The 18028-nt window shown below is 46.8% G+C and carries 18 protein-coding genes; 4 read left to right on the top strand and 14 right to left on the bottom strand.

Going from position 1 to position 18028, the window contains the following annotated elements:
* Window positions 1-18 precede the first annotated feature (18 nt).
* Window positions 19-825: a flagellar motor protein MotB gene (gene motB / locus BLQ53_RS00270; protein ID WP_093724837.1), complete on the bottom strand. Its 807-nt coding sequence runs from the start codon at window positions 823-825 to the stop codon at window positions 19-21.
* A complete protein-coding gene (gene motA, locus BLQ53_RS00265; protein ID WP_093724835.1) occupies window positions 822-1613 on the bottom strand; it encodes a flagellar motor stator protein MotA in 792 nt (263 codons plus the stop codon). The genes motB and motA overlap by 4 nt, the downstream gene beginning before the upstream one ends.
* A 314-nt stretch (window positions 1614-1927) precedes the next feature.
* Here motA and BLQ53_RS00260 point away from each other — a divergent pair, with 314 nt between their 5' ends.
* The 4 genes from BLQ53_RS00260 to BLQ53_RS00245 are packed head-to-tail and all read left to right on the top strand — an operon-like array spanning window position 1928 to window position 7107.
* On the top strand, window positions 1928-3415 hold the full coding sequence (locus BLQ53_RS00260; protein ID WP_093724833.1) for a PTS mannitol transporter subunit IIBC: 1488 nt from the start codon (window positions 1928-1930) through the stop codon (window positions 3413-3415).
* Between the two features lie 22 nt (window positions 3416-3437).
* On the top strand, window positions 3438-5522 hold the full coding sequence (locus BLQ53_RS00255; RefSeq protein ID WP_244499227.1) for a BglG family transcription antiterminator: 2085 nt from the start codon (window positions 3438-3440) through the stop codon (window positions 5520-5522).
* Between the two features lie 2 nt (window positions 5523-5524).
* Window positions 5525-5956 carry a PTS mannitol transporter subunit IIA gene (locus tag BLQ53_RS00250; RefSeq protein WP_093724829.1) on the top strand — a complete coding sequence of 144 codons (432 nt, stop codon included), beginning with the start codon at window positions 5525-5527 and terminating at the stop codon, window positions 5954-5956.
* Window positions 5956-7107 carry a mannitol-1-phosphate 5-dehydrogenase gene (locus BLQ53_RS00245; RefSeq protein WP_093724827.1) on the top strand — a complete coding sequence of 384 codons (1152 nt, stop codon included), beginning with the start codon at window positions 5956-5958 and terminating at the stop codon, window positions 7105-7107. The genes BLQ53_RS00250 and BLQ53_RS00245 overlap by 1 nt, the downstream gene beginning before the upstream one ends.
* 14 nt (window positions 7108-7121) lie before the next feature.
* Here the strand turns inward: BLQ53_RS00245 and BLQ53_RS00240 are convergent, their stop codons facing one another.
* The 12 genes from BLQ53_RS00240 to BLQ53_RS00185 all read right to left on the bottom strand — a co-directional run bounded on the left by BLQ53_RS00240 (window position 7122) and on the right by BLQ53_RS00185 (window position 18010).
* Entirely contained in the window at window positions 7122-8024 is a 903-nt protein-coding gene (locus tag BLQ53_RS00240) for an NAD(P)/FAD-dependent oxidoreductase (RefSeq protein WP_093724825.1), read from the bottom strand.
* A 33-nt stretch (window positions 8025-8057) separates the two neighbouring features.
* Window positions 8058-8843, bottom strand: coding sequence for an SDR family oxidoreductase (locus BLQ53_RS00235; protein WP_093724823.1), 786 nt, complete (start codon window positions 8841-8843; stop codon window positions 8058-8060).
* A gap of 100 nt (window positions 8844-8943) precedes the next feature.
* A complete protein-coding gene (locus BLQ53_RS00230) occupies window positions 8944-9465 on the bottom strand; it encodes a YfiT family bacillithiol transferase (RefSeq protein WP_093724821.1) in 522 nt (173 codons plus the stop codon).
* A 69-nt stretch (window positions 9466-9534) separates the two neighbouring features.
* Window positions 9535-10659, bottom strand: a complete 1125-nt coding sequence (locus BLQ53_RS00225; RefSeq protein WP_093724819.1) for an ABC transporter ATP-binding protein — start codon at window positions 10657-10659, stop codon at window positions 9535-9537.
* A 115-nt stretch (window positions 10660-10774) separates the two neighbouring features.
* Entirely contained in the window at window positions 10775-11725 is a 951-nt protein-coding gene (locus BLQ53_RS00220) for an aminopeptidase (protein WP_093724817.1), read from the bottom strand.
* Between the two features lie 68 nt (window positions 11726-11793).
* On the bottom strand, window positions 11794-12594 hold the full coding sequence (gene zupT, locus BLQ53_RS00215) for a zinc transporter ZupT (protein WP_093724815.1): 801 nt from the start codon (window positions 12592-12594) through the stop codon (window positions 11794-11796).
* A 174-nt stretch (window positions 12595-12768) separates the two neighbouring features.
* Window positions 12769-13779 (bottom strand): ABC transporter substrate-binding protein, encoded by a 1011-nt coding sequence (locus BLQ53_RS00210; RefSeq protein WP_093724813.1) that lies wholly within the window; start codon window positions 13777-13779, stop codon window positions 12769-12771.
* Window positions 13780-13789: 10 nt separating this feature from the next.
* Window positions 13790-14605 (bottom strand): ABC transporter permease, encoded by an 816-nt coding sequence (locus BLQ53_RS00205; protein ID WP_093724811.1) that lies wholly within the window; start codon window positions 14603-14605, stop codon window positions 13790-13792.
* Window positions 14592-15368: an ABC transporter ATP-binding protein gene (locus BLQ53_RS00200; RefSeq protein ID WP_093724809.1), complete on the bottom strand. Its 777-nt coding sequence runs from the start codon at window positions 15366-15368 to the stop codon at window positions 14592-14594. The genes BLQ53_RS00205 and BLQ53_RS00200 overlap by 14 nt, the downstream gene beginning before the upstream one ends.
* 377 nt (window positions 15369-15745) lie before the next feature.
* Window positions 15746-16468, bottom strand: coding sequence for an amino acid ABC transporter ATP-binding protein (locus tag BLQ53_RS00195; protein ID WP_093724807.1), 723 nt, complete (start codon window positions 16466-16468; stop codon window positions 15746-15748).
* Window positions 16407-17120, bottom strand: coding sequence for an amino acid ABC transporter permease (locus tag BLQ53_RS00190; RefSeq protein WP_093724805.1), 714 nt, complete (start codon window positions 17118-17120; stop codon window positions 16407-16409). The genes BLQ53_RS00195 and BLQ53_RS00190 overlap by 62 nt, the downstream gene beginning before the upstream one ends.
* 80 nt (window positions 17121-17200) lie before the next feature.
* Window positions 17201-18010: a basic amino acid ABC transporter substrate-binding protein gene (locus BLQ53_RS00185; RefSeq protein ID WP_425288278.1), complete on the bottom strand. Its 810-nt coding sequence runs from the start codon at window positions 18008-18010 to the stop codon at window positions 17201-17203.
* Between the last annotated feature and the right edge of the window lie 18 nt (window positions 18011-18028).

Genomic DNA, 18028 nt, shown 5'->3' with positions numbered 1-18028 from the left:
ACAGCCCTTAGAGGACTGTTAGTCTGTTTCGGCAGTTCGCGGCAGAATCAAAACTTCCACACGGCGGTTCTTCTCCCTGCCTTCTGGCGTATCATTCGATGCAATCGGCTTGTACTCCCCAAACCCTTTGGCGCTGAACCAGCGTGGATCCAGCTTATCATTCTCCAATACCAACTTCATGAAATTGACCGACCGCATCACGCTTAGTTCCCAGTTGGAATTATACGACGATGTGTTGATCGGTACATTATCGGTATGGCCGCTGATAATTACTTCCCGAGGCGGATCCATGACAAGCAAGTCGGAGATCTCTTTTGCAATCTCCTCATCCTTGACACTGACCTCACTGCTTCCCGAGTTAAACAGGACATTATCGTTGATCGTCAGTAGCAAGCCCTCGTCTGTCAAATCAGTCGAGAATTTATCACTGAGATCTTTATCCTTGATATATGTCTCGATTTTCTCCTGAATTTTTTTCAGCTCTTCCTGCTCCGCTGCTTCCAAAGCAGCTTCGTTATCCTTCTCTTCATCTTCGGCAGCTATTGTCTCTTCTTTCTTTTCTTCCTCATTATTTTGATCAATTACAGCAGAGTCCGATTCACTTCCTGGCGTCATGCTCGTATTGGAATCCAACAGCCCTTCACCGCCATGAACGATATTGCTGAAAGTATCAGAGATCTTGTTGAACTTCTGCGCATCAATCGAGCTGCTGGCAAAAAGGACAATGAAAAGCGCCAGCAGCAGGGTCAGAAGATCGGCATACGGGAGCAGCCAGGATTCATCCACATGTTCTTCATGCTTTTTGCGCTTGCGCTTCCGGCTCATACTGCCACATCCTCTTCGGCTTCGGCAAATTCCGCTTTTTCCTTACTCGGCAAGTAAGCCAACATCTTCTGTTCCAGCATGCGCGGCGTCTCTCCTTCCAATATGGAAAGAATACCTTCCACCATCAAAAGCTTGTGCTGAACTTCCTGCTGTGTCTTCCGTTTCAGTTTGTTGGCGATCGGGTGACAGATGACATATCCCGTGAAAATCCCCATCAGCGTTGCGACGAAGGCAGCAGCAATGGCGTGACTTAGTTTATCGATGTCCGAAATGTCGCCAAGGGCTGCAATAAGGCCGATAACGGCTCCCAAAACCCCTAGTGAAGGTGCATAGGTGCCGGCCTGTGTAAAGATAGCTGCACCAATTGCGTGCCGTTCCTCCAATGCATCGACTTCTTCATTCAGCACATTGCGGATATATTCTGGTGATTCCCCATCAACAGCCATGCTCAATCCGTTACGCAAAAAGTCATCTTCTACATCACGAGCGCTATTCTCCAATGCCAGCAGCCCCTCTTTCCGGCTGATTTGCGACCATTCCGAGAACATGCGGACAAGCTCTTTTGTATCGAATTCCTGCTTGTTTTTGAATACTACACCAAGCAGTTTCGGGAATCGTTTCAATTCATTTCCCGGGAATGCTAATGTGACCGATGCTGCCGTACCGACGATGATGATCAATATGGCAGCAGGGTTGATAAGTGCTGCTGGACTTACGCCTTTCAATACCATACCGACACCGACGGCAATCAAGCCCAATATGACACCAATGATTGATGATTTATCCATATTTCCATTCTCCTAAAAATTTTTGATTACCCTTAATATCGGATACATTCATGAAATCTGTATGTTTTTTCATAAACTTTACGTTTCTTTTCCAGCAGAAGAGGAAATCAGTAACAAAAATGTCCTATTTACATTCGCAGCATATCGTAACCATTTTCCTTAAGGATTCTTGAGTGAATGGACACAGTTGGCAGGAAGACAAGTGACAAAGGTGGTGTTTGTTTCTGTTGTGAAATCGCATACATAGGACGTAAGATAGAAGCAAGCACTACATTTTTCATTTATTTTGCTCACATATAAAAGGAGGAAAAAGCATGGCACAGGAAAAAGCCAGTGTCCGCGCTCGTGTTCAGAAATTCGGTTCTTACCTTAGCAGCATGGTGATGCCGAACATCGGCGCATTTATTGCATGGGGTCTTATTACTGCTTTATTCATACCAGATGGGTATTTCCCGAACGAAACAATTGCAGCAATCGTTAGTCCATCAATCACTTATCTATTACCGCTGCTGATTGGTTTCACTGGTGGTCGTCTCGTCCACGATATCCGAGGAGGGGTCGTAGGGGCAATCGTCACCATGGGGGCGATTGTCGGTTCCCCGGATACACCGATGTTCCTTGGAGCGATGGCGATGGGCCCGCTTGGCGGATATGCCATCAAGCTGTTTGATCAGCATATCGGATCCAAAGTCCGTTCTGGTTTTGAAATGCTTGTCAACAACTTCTCTGCCGGTATCATCGGCGGCGCATTAGCAATTGGCGCTATCTACTTTGTAGGCCCGCTGCTTGAAGGATTGACGAATGTATTAGCAGCTGGTGTTGACTGGCTTGTAGGACTTGGTCTTCTCCCGCTTGTCAACGTTTTGATAGAACCAGCGAAAGTATTGTTCCTAAACAATGCAATCAACCATAGTATTTTCACACCGCTTGGACTGGAGCAATCGGCTGAAGTCGGTAAATCCATTCTGTTCCTATTGGAAGCTAACCCTGGCCCCGGATTAGGTATCCTGCTTGCCTTTATGCTCTTTGGCAAAGGCAGCGCAAGAGCATCTGCACCAGGTGCAGCAATCATCCATTTCTTCGGTGGAATTCATGAGATATACTTCCCATATATCCTGATGAAACCATTTTTGATTGTTGCAGCAATTGGCGGCGGTGTAGCCGGAACGCTTATATTCTCCCTGATGGATGTCGGTCTTCGTGCCGCGGCATCACCAGGCAGTATCATCGCCATCTTCTTGATGGGCAACCCAAGTGATTACCTCGGCTTGTCGCTTGGTATTCTGGGTGCAGCTGCGGTATCATTCGCCATCTCTGCTGTCATCATGAAAAGCAGTAAAGCTTCCGAAACGGATATCGAAGAAGCAACTGCAAAGTCTAAAGAAATGAAGGGTACAAAACCTGCTGCAGCAGTCGGTATCAACCAAATCGGCGGTGCTTTGGATGAAGCTGCTGAAACATTGGATACAGCGGCACAGCATGAAGATCAAAGCAGTGGAACTTTCGATTACAGCAATGTAAACAAGATCACATTCGCCTGTGATGCCGGGATGGGCTCGAGTGCGATGGGTGCTTCCCTACTGCGCAAGAAGATGAAAGATGCTGGCTTGACTGATATAAAAGTCGACAATGCAGCCATCTCCAATATCCAGGATGACGCCGATATCGTCATCACCCAGAAAAACCTGACAGACCGCGCTCGCAATAAACGTCCGGATGCTGAGCATATCTCAGTGGAAAACTTCTTGAACAGTCCGAAATATGCAGAGCTGATCGAGAACCTCAAAAAGCATCAAGCATAAGTAAGGAGTGATTGATTTGGAAATGGTTAGCAGCAGAGAAAGAAGAATAATCCTGCAATTGCTGCGTTCCAGACACCAATTCATCTCCATCCGAGAGCTGGCAGAGCATTTGAATGTCAGCTCTCGAACTATTCACCGGGAATTGAAGCAAGTGGAACGGACACTTGCTGAGAATAAGCTATCATTGCTTCGTGTCACCGGATCAGGTATCCGGATCGAAGGAGACAATGCTCAGATGGAAGCGTTGCAAGAGCAGCTGCGCGATGCGATCGAAGTGGATACGACACAAGAAGAGCGGCTGCTCCATTTGCTTTACTTGCTCGTGGAAGCTGCCGAACCGGTTAAGGTTGCCTATTTGGCAAATGAAGTACAATTATCAAAAACAGCTATATCTGTTTACTTGGATGCATTGGAATCAAGACTAGCTGATTATTCGCTATCCATTGTAAGGAGACGCGGTGTTGGAGTTGAGCTGGAAGGCGAAGAGAATGAAAAGAGGAAAGTACTTGTCCAGCTCATGATGGAGCAGCTGGATCAAGCTTCCATCTATTCTTTCACGAAGGATTATGAAGAACAAACATTGCATCAGTTCCTTCAAAACATCATCAAAGTACAGAGCATGACAACGGTGGAGAAATATGTAATGGATCATTTGACCAAACTACCGTATTCCATTGCGGATAACGCATATGTTGCGCTTATCACGTATATCAGTATTACGATTCAAAGAATACGGCAGGATAAATTGGTAACCTTATCACATCCTTTACTTGAATCTTTACAAAAAACGGAAGAATATGCGATTGCCGCAGCGTTAAGCAGGGAATTGGAAACTACCTTCTCCATTACATTTTCGGCTTCGGAGATCTGTTATATCGCAGTACAGATTCAAGGAGCCAAGCGGAATGAAACGACACATCGTTCCGACCCGCTATTCGAGCTGCAAGTGCAAGCCTTCATCCAGACGGTTGCAGCCGAGATTCAGCTGCCCCAGCTGGACAAGGACGAAACGTTCACCAATGGACTGCTCGCCCATATCGAACCAGCGATCAGCCGTGCAAGGGAAGGTATCCAAACATACAATCCGCTTACGGAGAAGATTGAACAAGATTATCAGGAAATCGTGACAGCTGTCCGCCAAGCTCTCGAAACAGTGTTCCCCACTTATCGATTCGGACAGGGCGAGGTGGCTTTTCTGGCTTTGCACTTCGCTTCAGCAAGGGAAAGGCAAAAAAGCAGACAGCGATTGCACGCCTTAGTCGTATGCGCGAGTGGAATCGGCACTTCCAAAATGCTGGCCAGCAGACTGCAAAATGAATTTCCCGAAATCACACAAGTGACGATGTCATCTTTCCTTGAATTGAGTGATTTGGAACTGGAAAGATTTGATTTGCTGATCTCGACGATCAACCTCGACCAATTCCATCGGGAATACTTACTTGTCAATCCGCTTTTGCCCGGTCCCGATGTCAAACGAGTGGATGCATTTATCCAGCAAGAGCTGCCGGTCATTTACAAAAAAAGAAAACAAGCAGCACCGGCTGAAACGGTTCCAGCAGCTCTTCCGACCGTTTCGGCTTTTGATTCAAAATTAGAGGAACTGAAGACATTGACAGCTGTGATACGTACAGTTTGGGATAATTTTAAAATTGATGAAAACTTTCAGCAAAAGATGGATCTATTCTCATATATCGATCAACAAGCTGCCAATCTTGGCATCATCGGAAAGAAAGGAATACTCGCTTGCTTGCTTGAGCAAAGGGATGAACTCGGAGGTATGGGAATTCCTGAAACAAGGATGGCCCTGTACCACAGCCGCAACAGCAAAATCGAACAGCCTGCATTTTGGATGATGGTGCTCTCCTCTCCTGTCATAATAAAGGGGATGGATAATAAAGTGATGGAGGCTGACCGCCTTTTTATCCTTGCTGCACCGGACAATTTGCCTTTGAGCTGTTACGAGCTATTCAGCAAAATCAGCATTTTCATTTTGGAAGAACATATCCAGCCTCTGATCCGCGCTGCAGATCAGGAGGCACTCAGCAAGGAATTGGCACAGCTGCTTACTGCCCACATCCAGCAATTCACAGATCATTTAGGAGGGTAATCATGGAAGTATTACAAGAAGCAAATATTCTATTGAACACAACCTTGGAAAATCAGGAGGATGCTATCCGGAAAGCCGGACAGATCCTTGTGGATAATGGCTACGTCAACACAACATATGTGGACAAAATGATTGAACGCGAAGCATTGACTTCCACTTATATGGGTAACTTCGTAGCAATACCACATGGTACAGAAGAGGCAAAAGATGAGGTTCTTGCTTCCGGTATCTCGATCATCCAGGCGCCCCAGGGCGTTACATTCGATGGCAATGAAGTGAAACTTGTTTTCGGCATTGCCGGCAAAAACAACGAACACTTGGATATCCTTTCACAAATTGCCATCGTTTGCTCAGAGGAGGAAAACATCGATAAGCTTGTCCATGCAACAAGCAAACAAGAGATCATTGACATGTTCTCTGAGGTGGATGTGTAATGAAAAGCGTACACATTGGTGCCGGCAATATCGGCAGAGGATTTATAGGCGCACTTCTCTCTCATGCTGACGTCCAAGTGACTTTCGCGGATGTGAATAGCGATATAATCTCTGCTCTAAAAGAAAAGCAGCAGTATGAGGTGATTTATGCACAGGAAGAAACACATGCCGAGACCATTACTGGTGTTACCGGACTGAACAGTGCAACAGAAGAAGAAGCTGTCATCAAGGCGATCGCGGAGGCGGATTTGGTCACCACTGCAGTAGGTCCATCCGTTTTGCCACATGTAGCACCAGTCATCGCCAAAGGACTTGTCAAGCGTGCCAAACAGCCCAAACCGATCCACGTGATCGCATGCGAAAATATGATCCGTGGCTCGAGTCAATTGCGTGAGTTTGTCATGGCACATGTTGATGGGCAGGATGTCGAGCTGGTAGAAAGCTATACCGCATTCTGCGATGCAGCCGTTGACAGAATCGTACCAATCCAGGAGCAGCAGGATTTGCTGACTGTTCAAGTGGAGCCGTACTTTGAATGGGTTGTGGAGAAAAGGAACTGGCAAGGCGACCTCCCTGCTATAGAAGCTATTACCTTTGTCGATGACTTGGAACCATATATCGAAAGAAAACTGCTTACAGTCAACACAGGTCACGCAGCCATTGCCTATGCAGGCTATGCCAAAGGCTACGCAACCATCATCGAAGCAATAAAGGATGAAGAAATCCTAAATCTTGCGAAACAGGCTCTGGAAGAAACCAGTTCCCTGCTGCAGGAAAAATGGGGCTTTGAGGAAGATGATTTGGCCCACTACATTGCGAAAATACTGCAGCGTTATCAAAATCCATACATTTCCGATAGGCTGACACGTGTAGGCCGCGGCCCAATCCGCAAGCTTGGCCCGAAAGATAGATTGGTTTATCCAGCACAAGCATTGCTGGATAAAGGCAAATCGGCTGATGCGCTGCTTACCACCATCGCTTATGCATTGGAATTCGATCCAGAAGGCGATGAGGAAGCAAAAGAATTGCAAGAACGCATCAAGGCTGAAGGCGTTGTTTCTGCTTTGTCCCGTATCAGCGGGCAGCCTAAAGATAGCGAGCTTGTGACGAAAGCAAACGATAAGTATGAACATCAAAAAGACAGAGCCTAAGCTGCTCTGTCTTTTCATTTTGTCTTCAATAAACGCTTTTGCATCCAGATGGCTGCCTGCATACCGTCCCCCATTGCAATGCTGACCTGTTCGGAATGCACCGTAATATCTCCGGCAGCCCAGACGCCTTCAATATTCGTTTCCTTCGTTCGGGGATTATTTTCGATATGCTTGTTCTTGTGAAGCTCCACACCCAATGATTCTGCAAGCTTGCTGTTCACTCGGTTTTTACCGAAAGCGACAAAAGCTTTCTCCGCCCACAGTTTTTCTCCATCATTTATCATGAAGCCTTCCAATTGCTCCTCTTCATTGAGCACGACCTCTTGAATCGGCTGTTCGTGATACTCAATTGAGTGACTCTTCAATTTCTCGAATGATTCCTCCGAAACCGGCTCCTGTTCATGATTGATATAGACAATATCATTGGACCAGTAGGAAAGCATGACAGCCAAATGCGCCCCAGCTTCACCTGATCCGGCAACTACAGTCCGCTTCCCGCTGATTTCGTATCCATCACAATCAGGACAAACATATACATCCGTGCCAAGCAGCGGATATAGCTCTTTGATTGGTATCCGATCCGTTATGCCGGTGGCAAATAGCAGCAGTTTCGCATCATGGGTTTGGCCACCTGCTGTTTTGACTGTAAACCCACCTTTCCACTTTTCTACCTCCACCGCTTCCTGCTGTTCGACCTTGATGCAGCCGTATGATTCCATTTGCTGACGGCCCAACTCCAGCAAATGATTGCCCGAAACCCCATCGGGCCAGCCTATTAAATTATGGTAACTTTTACACCAATGGGATCTGCCATCGTTTCGTTTATCCAGTACGAGGACTTCACGCTGATAGCGGCCGAACTGAATGGCAGCCTGAACTCCGGCAATCCCGCCGCCGATAATGATAACATCAAACACCTACTCGTCCTCCTAACTTTCGCATTGCAAGTATCATAATAATGTCTCCGCGCCATCTGCGTAGAGAACACTTCCTGACATATGTCCAGAAGCATCGGATGCCAGGAAGCAGACAATCGATGCCACATCTTCCGGTTTTCCAGGTCTTCCTTTCAATGGATGCTGTCCCTTAGGGAATATTTTCGGGATGGTGATTTCCGCCAAATGCTCTTCATCCTTCTTCGTTCGTTTGTCGATATTGGTCTCTATTCCTCCTGGACAGATGACATTCACCCGGATGCGATAGTTGGATAGCTCCAAGGCGGCCATCTTACCAAAAGCCGTCTGTGCCGCTTTTGATGCACTATAGGCACTCATTCCGAAACCAGAGAATGTTCGGTTTCCATTTATCGAGCTGGTGATGATGATACTCCCTCCCCGCTCTTTCATATGCGGTATGGCGAGCTTGACCGTCAGGAAAGTGCCTTTCGCATTCGTTCCAAGTGTCTTATCCCAATCTTCCTCGGGCAAGTGTTCAATAGCAGAAAGCGTACCATTGATGCCTGCATTGGCAAAGACGATATCCAACCGTCCAAACGCATCAAGCATTTGTTTGTATGCCTGTTTGAGCTGGCTGCTATCCGAAACATCGACTGCAGCGCCTATTGCCGTTCCGCCCGCTTCCTCAATTTCAGAAGCGGTTTGCTCAACAGCGCTAGTATCCATATCGAATAGTCCCAACCTGACACCGTTGTCAGCGAGCATTCTTGCAGCAGCCTTTCCGATACCAGACCCCGCCCCGGTTACAACCGCTACTTTTCCGTCCAATGATGCATCCATCCCGTCATCCACTCCTTTATCTATCTACATAGTTATTTCCTTCCTGCTATCTAAGTAAAACCACGTAACATAAAAAAGAGTATCCTCGCAGGATACTCTTTTACTGTTTATGGTCGTTTTCCAAGGCCAAGCGGATATGAGCTAAATGATGCTTGCCGTGCCAAGCGTAGATGCCAATGTTCTCCTTCAAATTCACTTCTCCGGATTCCGGGTGCCGGAATGTTCGTTCAAGCTGTTCAGCGCTAAGTGAGCGAAGCAACACGACCCATTTCCGATGGATGGCTGCGAGTAAATCCAAGGCGGATTGAGGAGGCATTTCATAATCTAAAAGCTCGGCCCATTTTGATTCTTCATAAGGCTTGATGATTGGATTTTCTTCTGTCAGCGCCAATTTGAAGCGGATGTAAGAATTAAGGTGACTATCAGAGAGGTGATGTATTAGCTGCTTGATAGTCCAACCACCTTCCCGATATGTATACAGGAGCTCAGATTCCGACAGCCCCTTCACGAGCAGGGACAACTGCTCAGGCAGCTGGCTGATCTCTTCTATCCATTGTTTTGTATGTTCTTCCGAAATAGGTACTTCCACATGAAACTGACCGATGGGATATCTTCTGTCCATCAATTCCCTCCTTCCATTATCTCTCATTTTATCATAAAAAGACCGCACCCACTGGGCGCAGTCTTTACATCAGGAAACTTGAGAGGCTGCGTTTGCTTCGGTGATTCGACCTTCTGTTTCTTTATCGAAGAAATGCACCTGACTCATATCGAATAGCAGCTTGCGCTTATCCTTGCCTTTGATATCGGAACGGGCATCCACTCGGGCCACGAACTCCTGTCCGGCCATATCAGCGTAGAGGAAGCTTTCGGCCCCCATCAATTCGACAACATCGATTGTCGCTTCTACTTCATGAGCATACGCCAGGCTTTCTTCATAATCGGCATCATGGATATGTTCCGGTCTGATTCCCATCACGACTTCCCCACTGCCATACCCCGCATCCTGCAGCATCTGCTTTTTCTCCGGCGGAAGCTGGAATGTGACATTTCCCAGTTTCGCTTTGCCATCTTGGATGGTCACGTTGAGGAAGTTCATGGATGGTGAGCCGATGAAGCCTCCAACGAACATATTATTTGGATTATCGTAAACATCCTTCGGCGCCCCCACCTGCTGGATGATACCGTCTTTCATGACAACAAGCCGACTCGCCATCGTCATTGCTTCGGTCTGGTCATGCGTTACGTAAATAGTAGTCGTTTGCAAGCGCTGGTGCAGCTTCTGGATTTCTGCCCGCATTTGCACCCGCAGCTTTGCATCCAAGTTGGAAAGCGGCTCATCCATCAAGAATACTTTCGCATCCCGGACAATCGCTCGCCCCAGTGCTACACGCTGGCGCTGACCGCCGGATAGTGCTTTTGGCTTCCGGTTCAGATAATCTGTCAGCCCAAGGATCCGGCTGGCTTCCTGGACACGTTTGTCGATTTCATCCTTTTTGAATTTACGGAGCTTCAAACCAAAAGCCATATTGTTGTATACATTCATATGTGGATAAAGCGCATAGTTCTGGAATACCATGGCGATATCCCGATCCTTTGGCGGGACGTCATTCATTCGTTCTCCGTCCATATAGAAGTCACCGCCTGAGATTTCCTCCAAACCAGCAATCATCCGTAAAGTAGTCGATTTTCCGCAGCCGGAGGGACCAACGAAAACGATGAATTCTTTGTCATCTATTTCTAAGTTGAAGTCTTCAACTGCCGTTACGTTTTTATCGTAGACCTTTTGGATATTTTTCAACTCTATCTTTGCCATGTAAGCGCCTCCTTTTTGTATATCTTTACTTTACCTCTTTTCGACTTTTGATTCCATTTGTCACTTGCACAAAATGTAAGCGCTTTTATTGTGCGTTATGCCATAGAAGCGCGATTTAGCCGCGCTTCATATTCCCATCTTCCAAGAGCAATACATCATCCAGAAAGACCGTCGGGGTTTTCACTACGCAATCTATATGGACGCCGGCTGATACAACACCGCCGAATGTGTTGTTGCTTCCAAAAGCAACGTGGATCGTTCCATATACTTTTTCGTCCTCCAAAACGTTACCGGTGATTCGTGCTTTGTCATTCGTACCGACACCGAATTCGGCAACATTGCGGCCAGGACCATCTCCCAGCATCTGCAGCAGCATGTCCCCTTGCCTGCCGGTAGCTGCTGTCAAACGCCCTTCCTCGATTGTGAGGAGAATCGGTTCCTCCAGCTTGCCAAGACCTGAAATCGAGCCATCGATCCAAATACGTCCAGAAGCTGTACCTTCCAATGGTGCAATGAAAGCTTCACCCGAAGGCAGATTACCGGATTGCCCTTTTTTCCGGTAAATCCCTGTGCTAGGAACACCGCTGCGGCCTTTGATGGAAAACACCAATTCTTCCCTGTCTTTTGCCACACACACTTGATGTGCCCGGCTTAATTTCTCGGTAACTTCGTATGTCAACCTTTCAACTGTATCATAGTCTGCACTGATTGCGCCTTCCAAAAACATATCATATGTAATCCCTGGCATCGTTGCGACACGGACACCAGCTGCAACCGCATCCTTTTTCGCCTGTGTATGGGTCAGGGAATGTTCCGTGATACACACAGCCACATCACAATGCTTCATCGCTTCGGCAATACCGCTTGGCGGTTCCTGACCGGATTTCTCCCTGTCCTGCATGACTAGCAGCAATGTTTCCGCCCCGATTGATCTGCCCGCTGCGTAAAGAGCTTCTGCCAGCTCCTTTTTGCTGTCATCCGTAACAATCAGCAATGTTTCTCCTCTTCCAAGCGCCAGGCTGCTGATCAAGGCATTCTTGCTATTTTCCACGAGTTTACTTCCCATTGGGCATCCCTCCTGTTTCCTCCTATTATACACAAAGAAACCGTCTGCTTAAGCAAACGGTTCTTGATTCAGATGAACAATAGCAAGCTGACTGCCATCACGATCATGCCGCTGATCAATCCATAGATCGACGTATGGCCTTCATCATATTTCTTGGCGGCTGGCAGTAATCCATCCAGTGAGATAAAGACCATGATCCCTGCCACGGCAGCAAAAATGACCCCGAACATTATATCATTCAGAAACGGCATCAAAACAAGATAAGCAAGAATGGCACCTACGGGTTCCGACAGTCCAGATAAGAAAGAAAGACCAAAAGCCTTCTTTTTATTGTTTGTCGCAAAGTAGACAGGGACGGCAACAGCAATCCCCTCCGGTATATTATGGATTGCAATGGCGATGGCAATGGCTACCCCCAGTGACGGATCCTGCAAAGCAGAAGTGAAGGTAGCAATCCCTTCGGGGAAATTATGAATTGCAATGGCCAATGCAGTAAAAGTACCCATTTTGAGCAAAGCCTGATTCTGAACCGGACTATCCATCTCCTCGACTTTTTTGCCTTCATGCGGATTGGATTGCTTCGGTATCACTTTGTCAATCAGCGCGATGAGAATCATGCCGCCAAAGAATCCCCCCACCGTGGCCCAGTTGCCCGCCTGGATACCGATCGCGCCAGTGAGGGCATCTTTTGCCTTGACGAAGATTTCGACCATCGAGACATATATCATCACTCCGGCAGAGAATCCAAGACTGAGTGATAGGAATTTTGTATTCGTTGTGGAAGTGAAAAATCCCATCAGACTGCCTATACCTGTTGCAAGGCCCGCCATCAAGGTCAAACCCAAGGCTAGTAATACATTTTCGTCCATCGTTGCCCTCCTCGTTTTGCTGACAATCTGTTTTCCTTTTATTATGCACTATAACAATAAAGTTTCCTAGTAGAAACTTTTAAGCATCAGAGATCCTTGCCCTTCCATACTATATGGCTGTAACTTGCCCAAGTTTACAAGAAAAAAAGCTGGCAATTGGATTGCCAGCCCGAACTATTCCAAGCTTTCCACGAACTCCATATTGACCAATTCCTCGTATTGATAATCTCCCTTATACACCCCGGTTTTCGTAACCACATCCATTGTTTTATCCGTTGCTTCCTCTGTAATATAGCCATCCTTGCTCCAAAGCTCATCCGCATATGCTCGATCAAGTGAGGCTTGGAGACTCGCTTCATCGGTTGTCGGGAATTCCTTCTTTAATACCCCCATCGCCAATTCTTCATCCTCATCCACTGCTTTCAAAGCTTTTGTAATAGCATTTACGAATTTCTGGACCGTTTCTGGATCTTCATCAATGGTAGATTGCTTCACACTGATGACACTGTATGGATAATCTCCTAGACTAGGAAAGCCGTAGAACGGTTCATTCCAGACCCCTTTTTCAATTCCATCGTATATTTGCGGTTCGGCGCCATTGGCAATATCCGCCTGACCGTTCTCCACCAATGACACGACTGCACTTGCATCGGCAGGCTCCTCAAGCAGGACATCCTTTCCTGGCTCCATGCCTAGTTCCATGATCAAGTAACGTGTCAGTAAATTCGGGCTGCCGCCATAGCGCCCTGCTGCAATTGTCTTTCCTTCCAAATATGCTGCCAATTCTTCCTCGGATGCTCCCGCCGGAGGCGTATCTCCGCCAGCCATCAAGTAGACATTGGCCCGGTTGACGACGTTGACCACAGAGACGATTGGATCATTCGAATCGATATTGGCTAGTGCATTCGAATCCGGACCGGCGATATTTCCCCAGGCATCCCCGCTTACGACAGTGGTTACATGCGCTCCGCCAGTTGCAGTGACTACTTCCACATCCAAACCTTCTTCTTCAAAATATCCTTCATGGATTGCTGCATATAGCGGCAGATAGCCGGTCAAATGCACCGGTTCAGCAATGGTTATTTTCTTCAGCTTCCCTTCCCCACTGCCGCCACCCGAACAGCCTGCCAGCATGCCAAGCAGGACAGCCAAAAAGAACACACCAAACAACCGCGCTTTTCCCATGGGACACCTCCTATTGTTTCGGTTCTTGACCGCGCAGCAATAACTTCTCCAAACTGACTGTCCCTGCGTACATGAGCAAGGACAATATCGACAATACGACGACACCGACCCACACAAGGTCGATATCCAGAATTTGTCCTGCATATAGGATCATTCTGCCGATTCCTTGACGGGAACTGATGAATTCCCCAACGATCGTCCCGGCAAGCGCCAATGCGATATTGATTCGCAGGCTGCTTACGATCCAAGGCATCGTTGTCGGAACGACCACTTTCGTAAACACATGTCTGCGTTTGGCTCCCAAGGAATACAGCAGCTTTTCCAGATCTTTGTCTATCGCTTTAATTCCGCTATGTGCTGCAAGCGCGGTGACAATGACGGTCATAAGGAACGCCAGCATTACCTTGGAAAAGAACCCGATGCCGAACAAAATGACAATGACCGGTCCAAGCGCCAGCTTCGGAATCGCATTGAAAGCGATCAAGTATGGTTCAGATATCCGGGAATAATAAGCCGACCACCAAAAAGACAGACCGACCAATGAACCAATCAATGTCCCTGATGCAAAGCCGGCCAATGTAGCAAGCGATGTATAGACTAAATCATTCCAAAGCGTGCCTTCCAAAAAAGCAATTTTCGCAGTTTCATAGATTGTACTTGGGCTGCTCCAATAATATGGATCCATCACTTCGTATCGTGTCAGGACCTCCCACAACACAATCACCAGAACCCCCAGACCAATCTGCCCTCCAAATACTATCCGTTTCATTCGCTGCTGGCGTTTTTTCTCGTCCTCGATGTAGCGTTTCTTTTCAGGTTGTGCCATTCTCTCTCGGTTCCTCTCTAAGCAAATCCAGCAATGTTTGCTTTAATGATCTAAATTCATCCGATAGCAGCGTTTCCTCTGTACGGGGACGTTCCAGTTCCACATGGATCTTTGCCTTTAATTTCCCCGGACGCTGAGACAGGACGTAAATATCATCTGACAAGAAGATGGCTTCATCTATGTCATGGGTGATGAAGAGAATTGTTTTTTGAAAGTCCTCCCAAATACGAAGCAGCCATTCCTGCATCTGGAGTCTGGTCTGGGCATCCAGCGCCCCGAATGGTTCATCCAGCAAAATGACGTCCTGATCATACAGCAATGTCCTTAATAACGCCGCCCGCTGGCGCATTCCGCCGGATAACTCCGGAGGATAATTGTTCTCAAATCCTTGCAGTCCATACCTTTCCAGTAATGGCTGCGCTCTTTTTCTCGCCTCCCTCTTCGATATACCTTTGATCTCCAAACCGAGAATCACATTATCCAAAATCGTCCGCCACGGCAGCAGCAAATCCTTTTGAAGCATATAACCGACATAACCACTCTTACCGACAATATTCTGCCCATCCAAAAGGATCTTTCCAGTAGTCGGTTTGATAAGCCCGGCAATCATATTAAAGAGTGTCGACTTGCCGCAGCCACTGGGGCCAATAATACTGACAAAGCGTCCAGCAGGTATTTGCATTGTTGTCTCCTGCAATGCAACAACTTCCTGTCCGTCGCGTCTGAATATCTTGCTAGCATCTACGACTTTTAATTTATACATTGCGCCACTCCTGTCATTTCTATAGACCCATCATACGCAGGAGCGTGCTAAATGATTACAAATTCATAGCATGTCCAGCACAATTTTCCTTATTTCAGCAAAAAGCACAAAAAAAACAGCCTGCACAGTCGGATATGCCACGCAACATACCACCTGTACAAGCTGTAAGACAAGCCGAACAATGCATTCTGCTTGCAAATGAGAGGGATTAACCGAGAACATGACGAATGTTGCCTATTGGTTACAGTTCGTTTGTTACCCGAAAATCTTATCTTTACTTTAGCATGGGGAATAAAGGATGACAGCAAACTTGTAAGATAATATGACGCCCTTTTTATAAGGAAACAGCCAGTGCATGCATGCACTGGCTGTACTTGTCATAGTACTTTACTTAAGAAAGCCTTTGTCCGTTCTTCCTTCGGATTGCTGAAAATATCATCCGGTTTTGCTTCTTCCACGATATAGCCGCCATCCATGAACAAGACCCTATCACCCACTTCGCGCGCGAAGCCCATTTCATGGGTGACCACGATCATTGTCATCCCTTCCTGGGCAAGCTGTTTCATGACCTCAAGCACCTCTCCGACCATTTCCGGGTCCAATGCAGACGTCGGTTCATCGAATAGCATCACCTTCGGCTCCATGCACAAGGCACGGGCAATGGCAACCCGCTGCTTCTGTCCGCCGGAAAGGGACTCTGGATAAACGCCTGCCTTATCCTCCAAACCGACCTTGCGCAGCAATGCCAGTGCTTTCTCTTCCGCATCCTTCTTCTTCCACTTGCGCACAACCATTGGGGAAAGCATGATATTCTCCAATACTGTTTTATGAGGGAACAGGTTGAACTGCTGGAATACCATACCGACATCTGTCCGCACTTTATTGATATTAACTTTTTTATTTGAGATATCTGTTCCTTCTATATAAACATGACCATCCGTGATATCCTCGATCCGATTGAGGCAGCGTATGAAAGTGGACTTGCCGGAACCGGAAGGACCGATGACAACGACTACTTCCTTTTCTTTTATTTCGACGTTAATGTCCCGCAGTACCTCGAGTTCGCCGAAGGTTTTTTTTAGGTTTTTTACGCTGATCATCTGTCGCATACTTCCTTTCTAAAAAGCTCTGTACATATGATAATACTAAACAAACGACAAAATACAAAACGGCTACAGCTAAATATGGCTCCCAAACCCGGGAATACGCCCCAACTGCCACTCTGCCCCAGTAAAACAGTTCCGGCGCTGCAATGACTGCTCCAAGCGAGGAATCTTTCACCAAGACGATGAATTCATTGCCAAGCGGCGGAATCATGCGTTTGAATGCTTGCGGGAGGACGACATGCCGCAGCACTTGCGCGTGACTCATACCGAGACTATAAGCGGCCTCACGCTGTCCCTTATCGATCGAGTTGATGCCGGCACGGAAAATCTCTGCAATATACGCAGCAGAATTCAATGCCAATGCCACAATCAAGGATATTAGCGGCTCTGGCGGCTTAATGAAAATAGGCATCACCGCAAAATGAATCAAGAAAATCTGTACGAGCAGCGGGGTGCCTCTGAAAATATTCACATACCAAATGAACGGCAGCCGGAGTATCGGATTGGACAGGCTTTTCCCCATTCCGATCACCAGGCCGATTAAAGCACCAATGAGGAATCCAATCAAAGATGCCAGGATCGTGTAACCTAAACCTCTCATGAAGAAAGGCAAATATTCGCTAATAATTTCCCATCTAAAATCCATCTCTCTCACCTCAGTATAGCTGATAAAACAAAACGTAAATATAGCGTAACGGTTATGATCGTTACGCTATATGATTCTTCTTATGGCTGTGTGCTTTCCAGAGCTTCGATATCCGGTGTGCCTTCGAACCATTCCTGATAGATTTCCTCATACGTTCCGTTCTCCATAATCGTCTGGATTGCTTCATCTATCTTTTCTTTATGCTCACTGTCTTTCGGAAGCAGTACGCCATAGTATTCCTTCTCAAAATTATCTTCGTCTTCAATTAAAGTAAGGTTGGCATCAGGGTTGTTTTTCACATAATGCTGTGCTACTGCAATATCTGTTACAACAGCTTCAACGTCACCATTTTGCAATGCCATCATCGTTGCTGCTGATGAATCATACTTAGAAAGGTCACTGCTGTTTTTTCCAACCAACTTCTGCGCTGCTTCATCACCAGTCGTACCGTTTTGTACACCGACCTTGAGTCCGCTAAGATCTTCGGCCGATTGGATGTCTGATCCTTCCGGTACAGCAATCACCTGTGTTGCTTCAAAATATGGCGCAGAAAAATCGTATGATTCTTTTCTTTCATCTGTAATTGTAATACCAGCCATTCCGGCTTGCAGCGTTTCATCCTCTACCCCAACAAGCATCGGATCCCAGCCAGTGTTTTTATATTCATAATCCAGCCCTGCTTCTTTCATGATTGCATCCAGCAAGTCTGCATCAAATCCGACGATTTTGTCCCCTTCCATCAATTCAAAAGGAGCGAATGTTGCTTCCGTTCCGATGGTAAGTTTCCCCTCGCCGGAACCGCTTGATTCTTCATTGGATATACATGCACTTAATAACAAAATACTGATAAGTCCAGCTGCTGCCATGAGCTTCTTCACTGATTTCATAATAATTCTCCCTTTTCTATC

The sequence above is a fragment of the Terribacillus halophilus genome, from assembly GCF_900101385.1.
GTDB lineage: Bacteria > Bacillota > Bacilli > Bacillales > Amphibacillaceae > Terribacillus > Terribacillus halophilus.
Note: the sequence above shows the minus strand (reverse complement) of the source record. Positions and strands in the feature narration are given on the sequence as shown.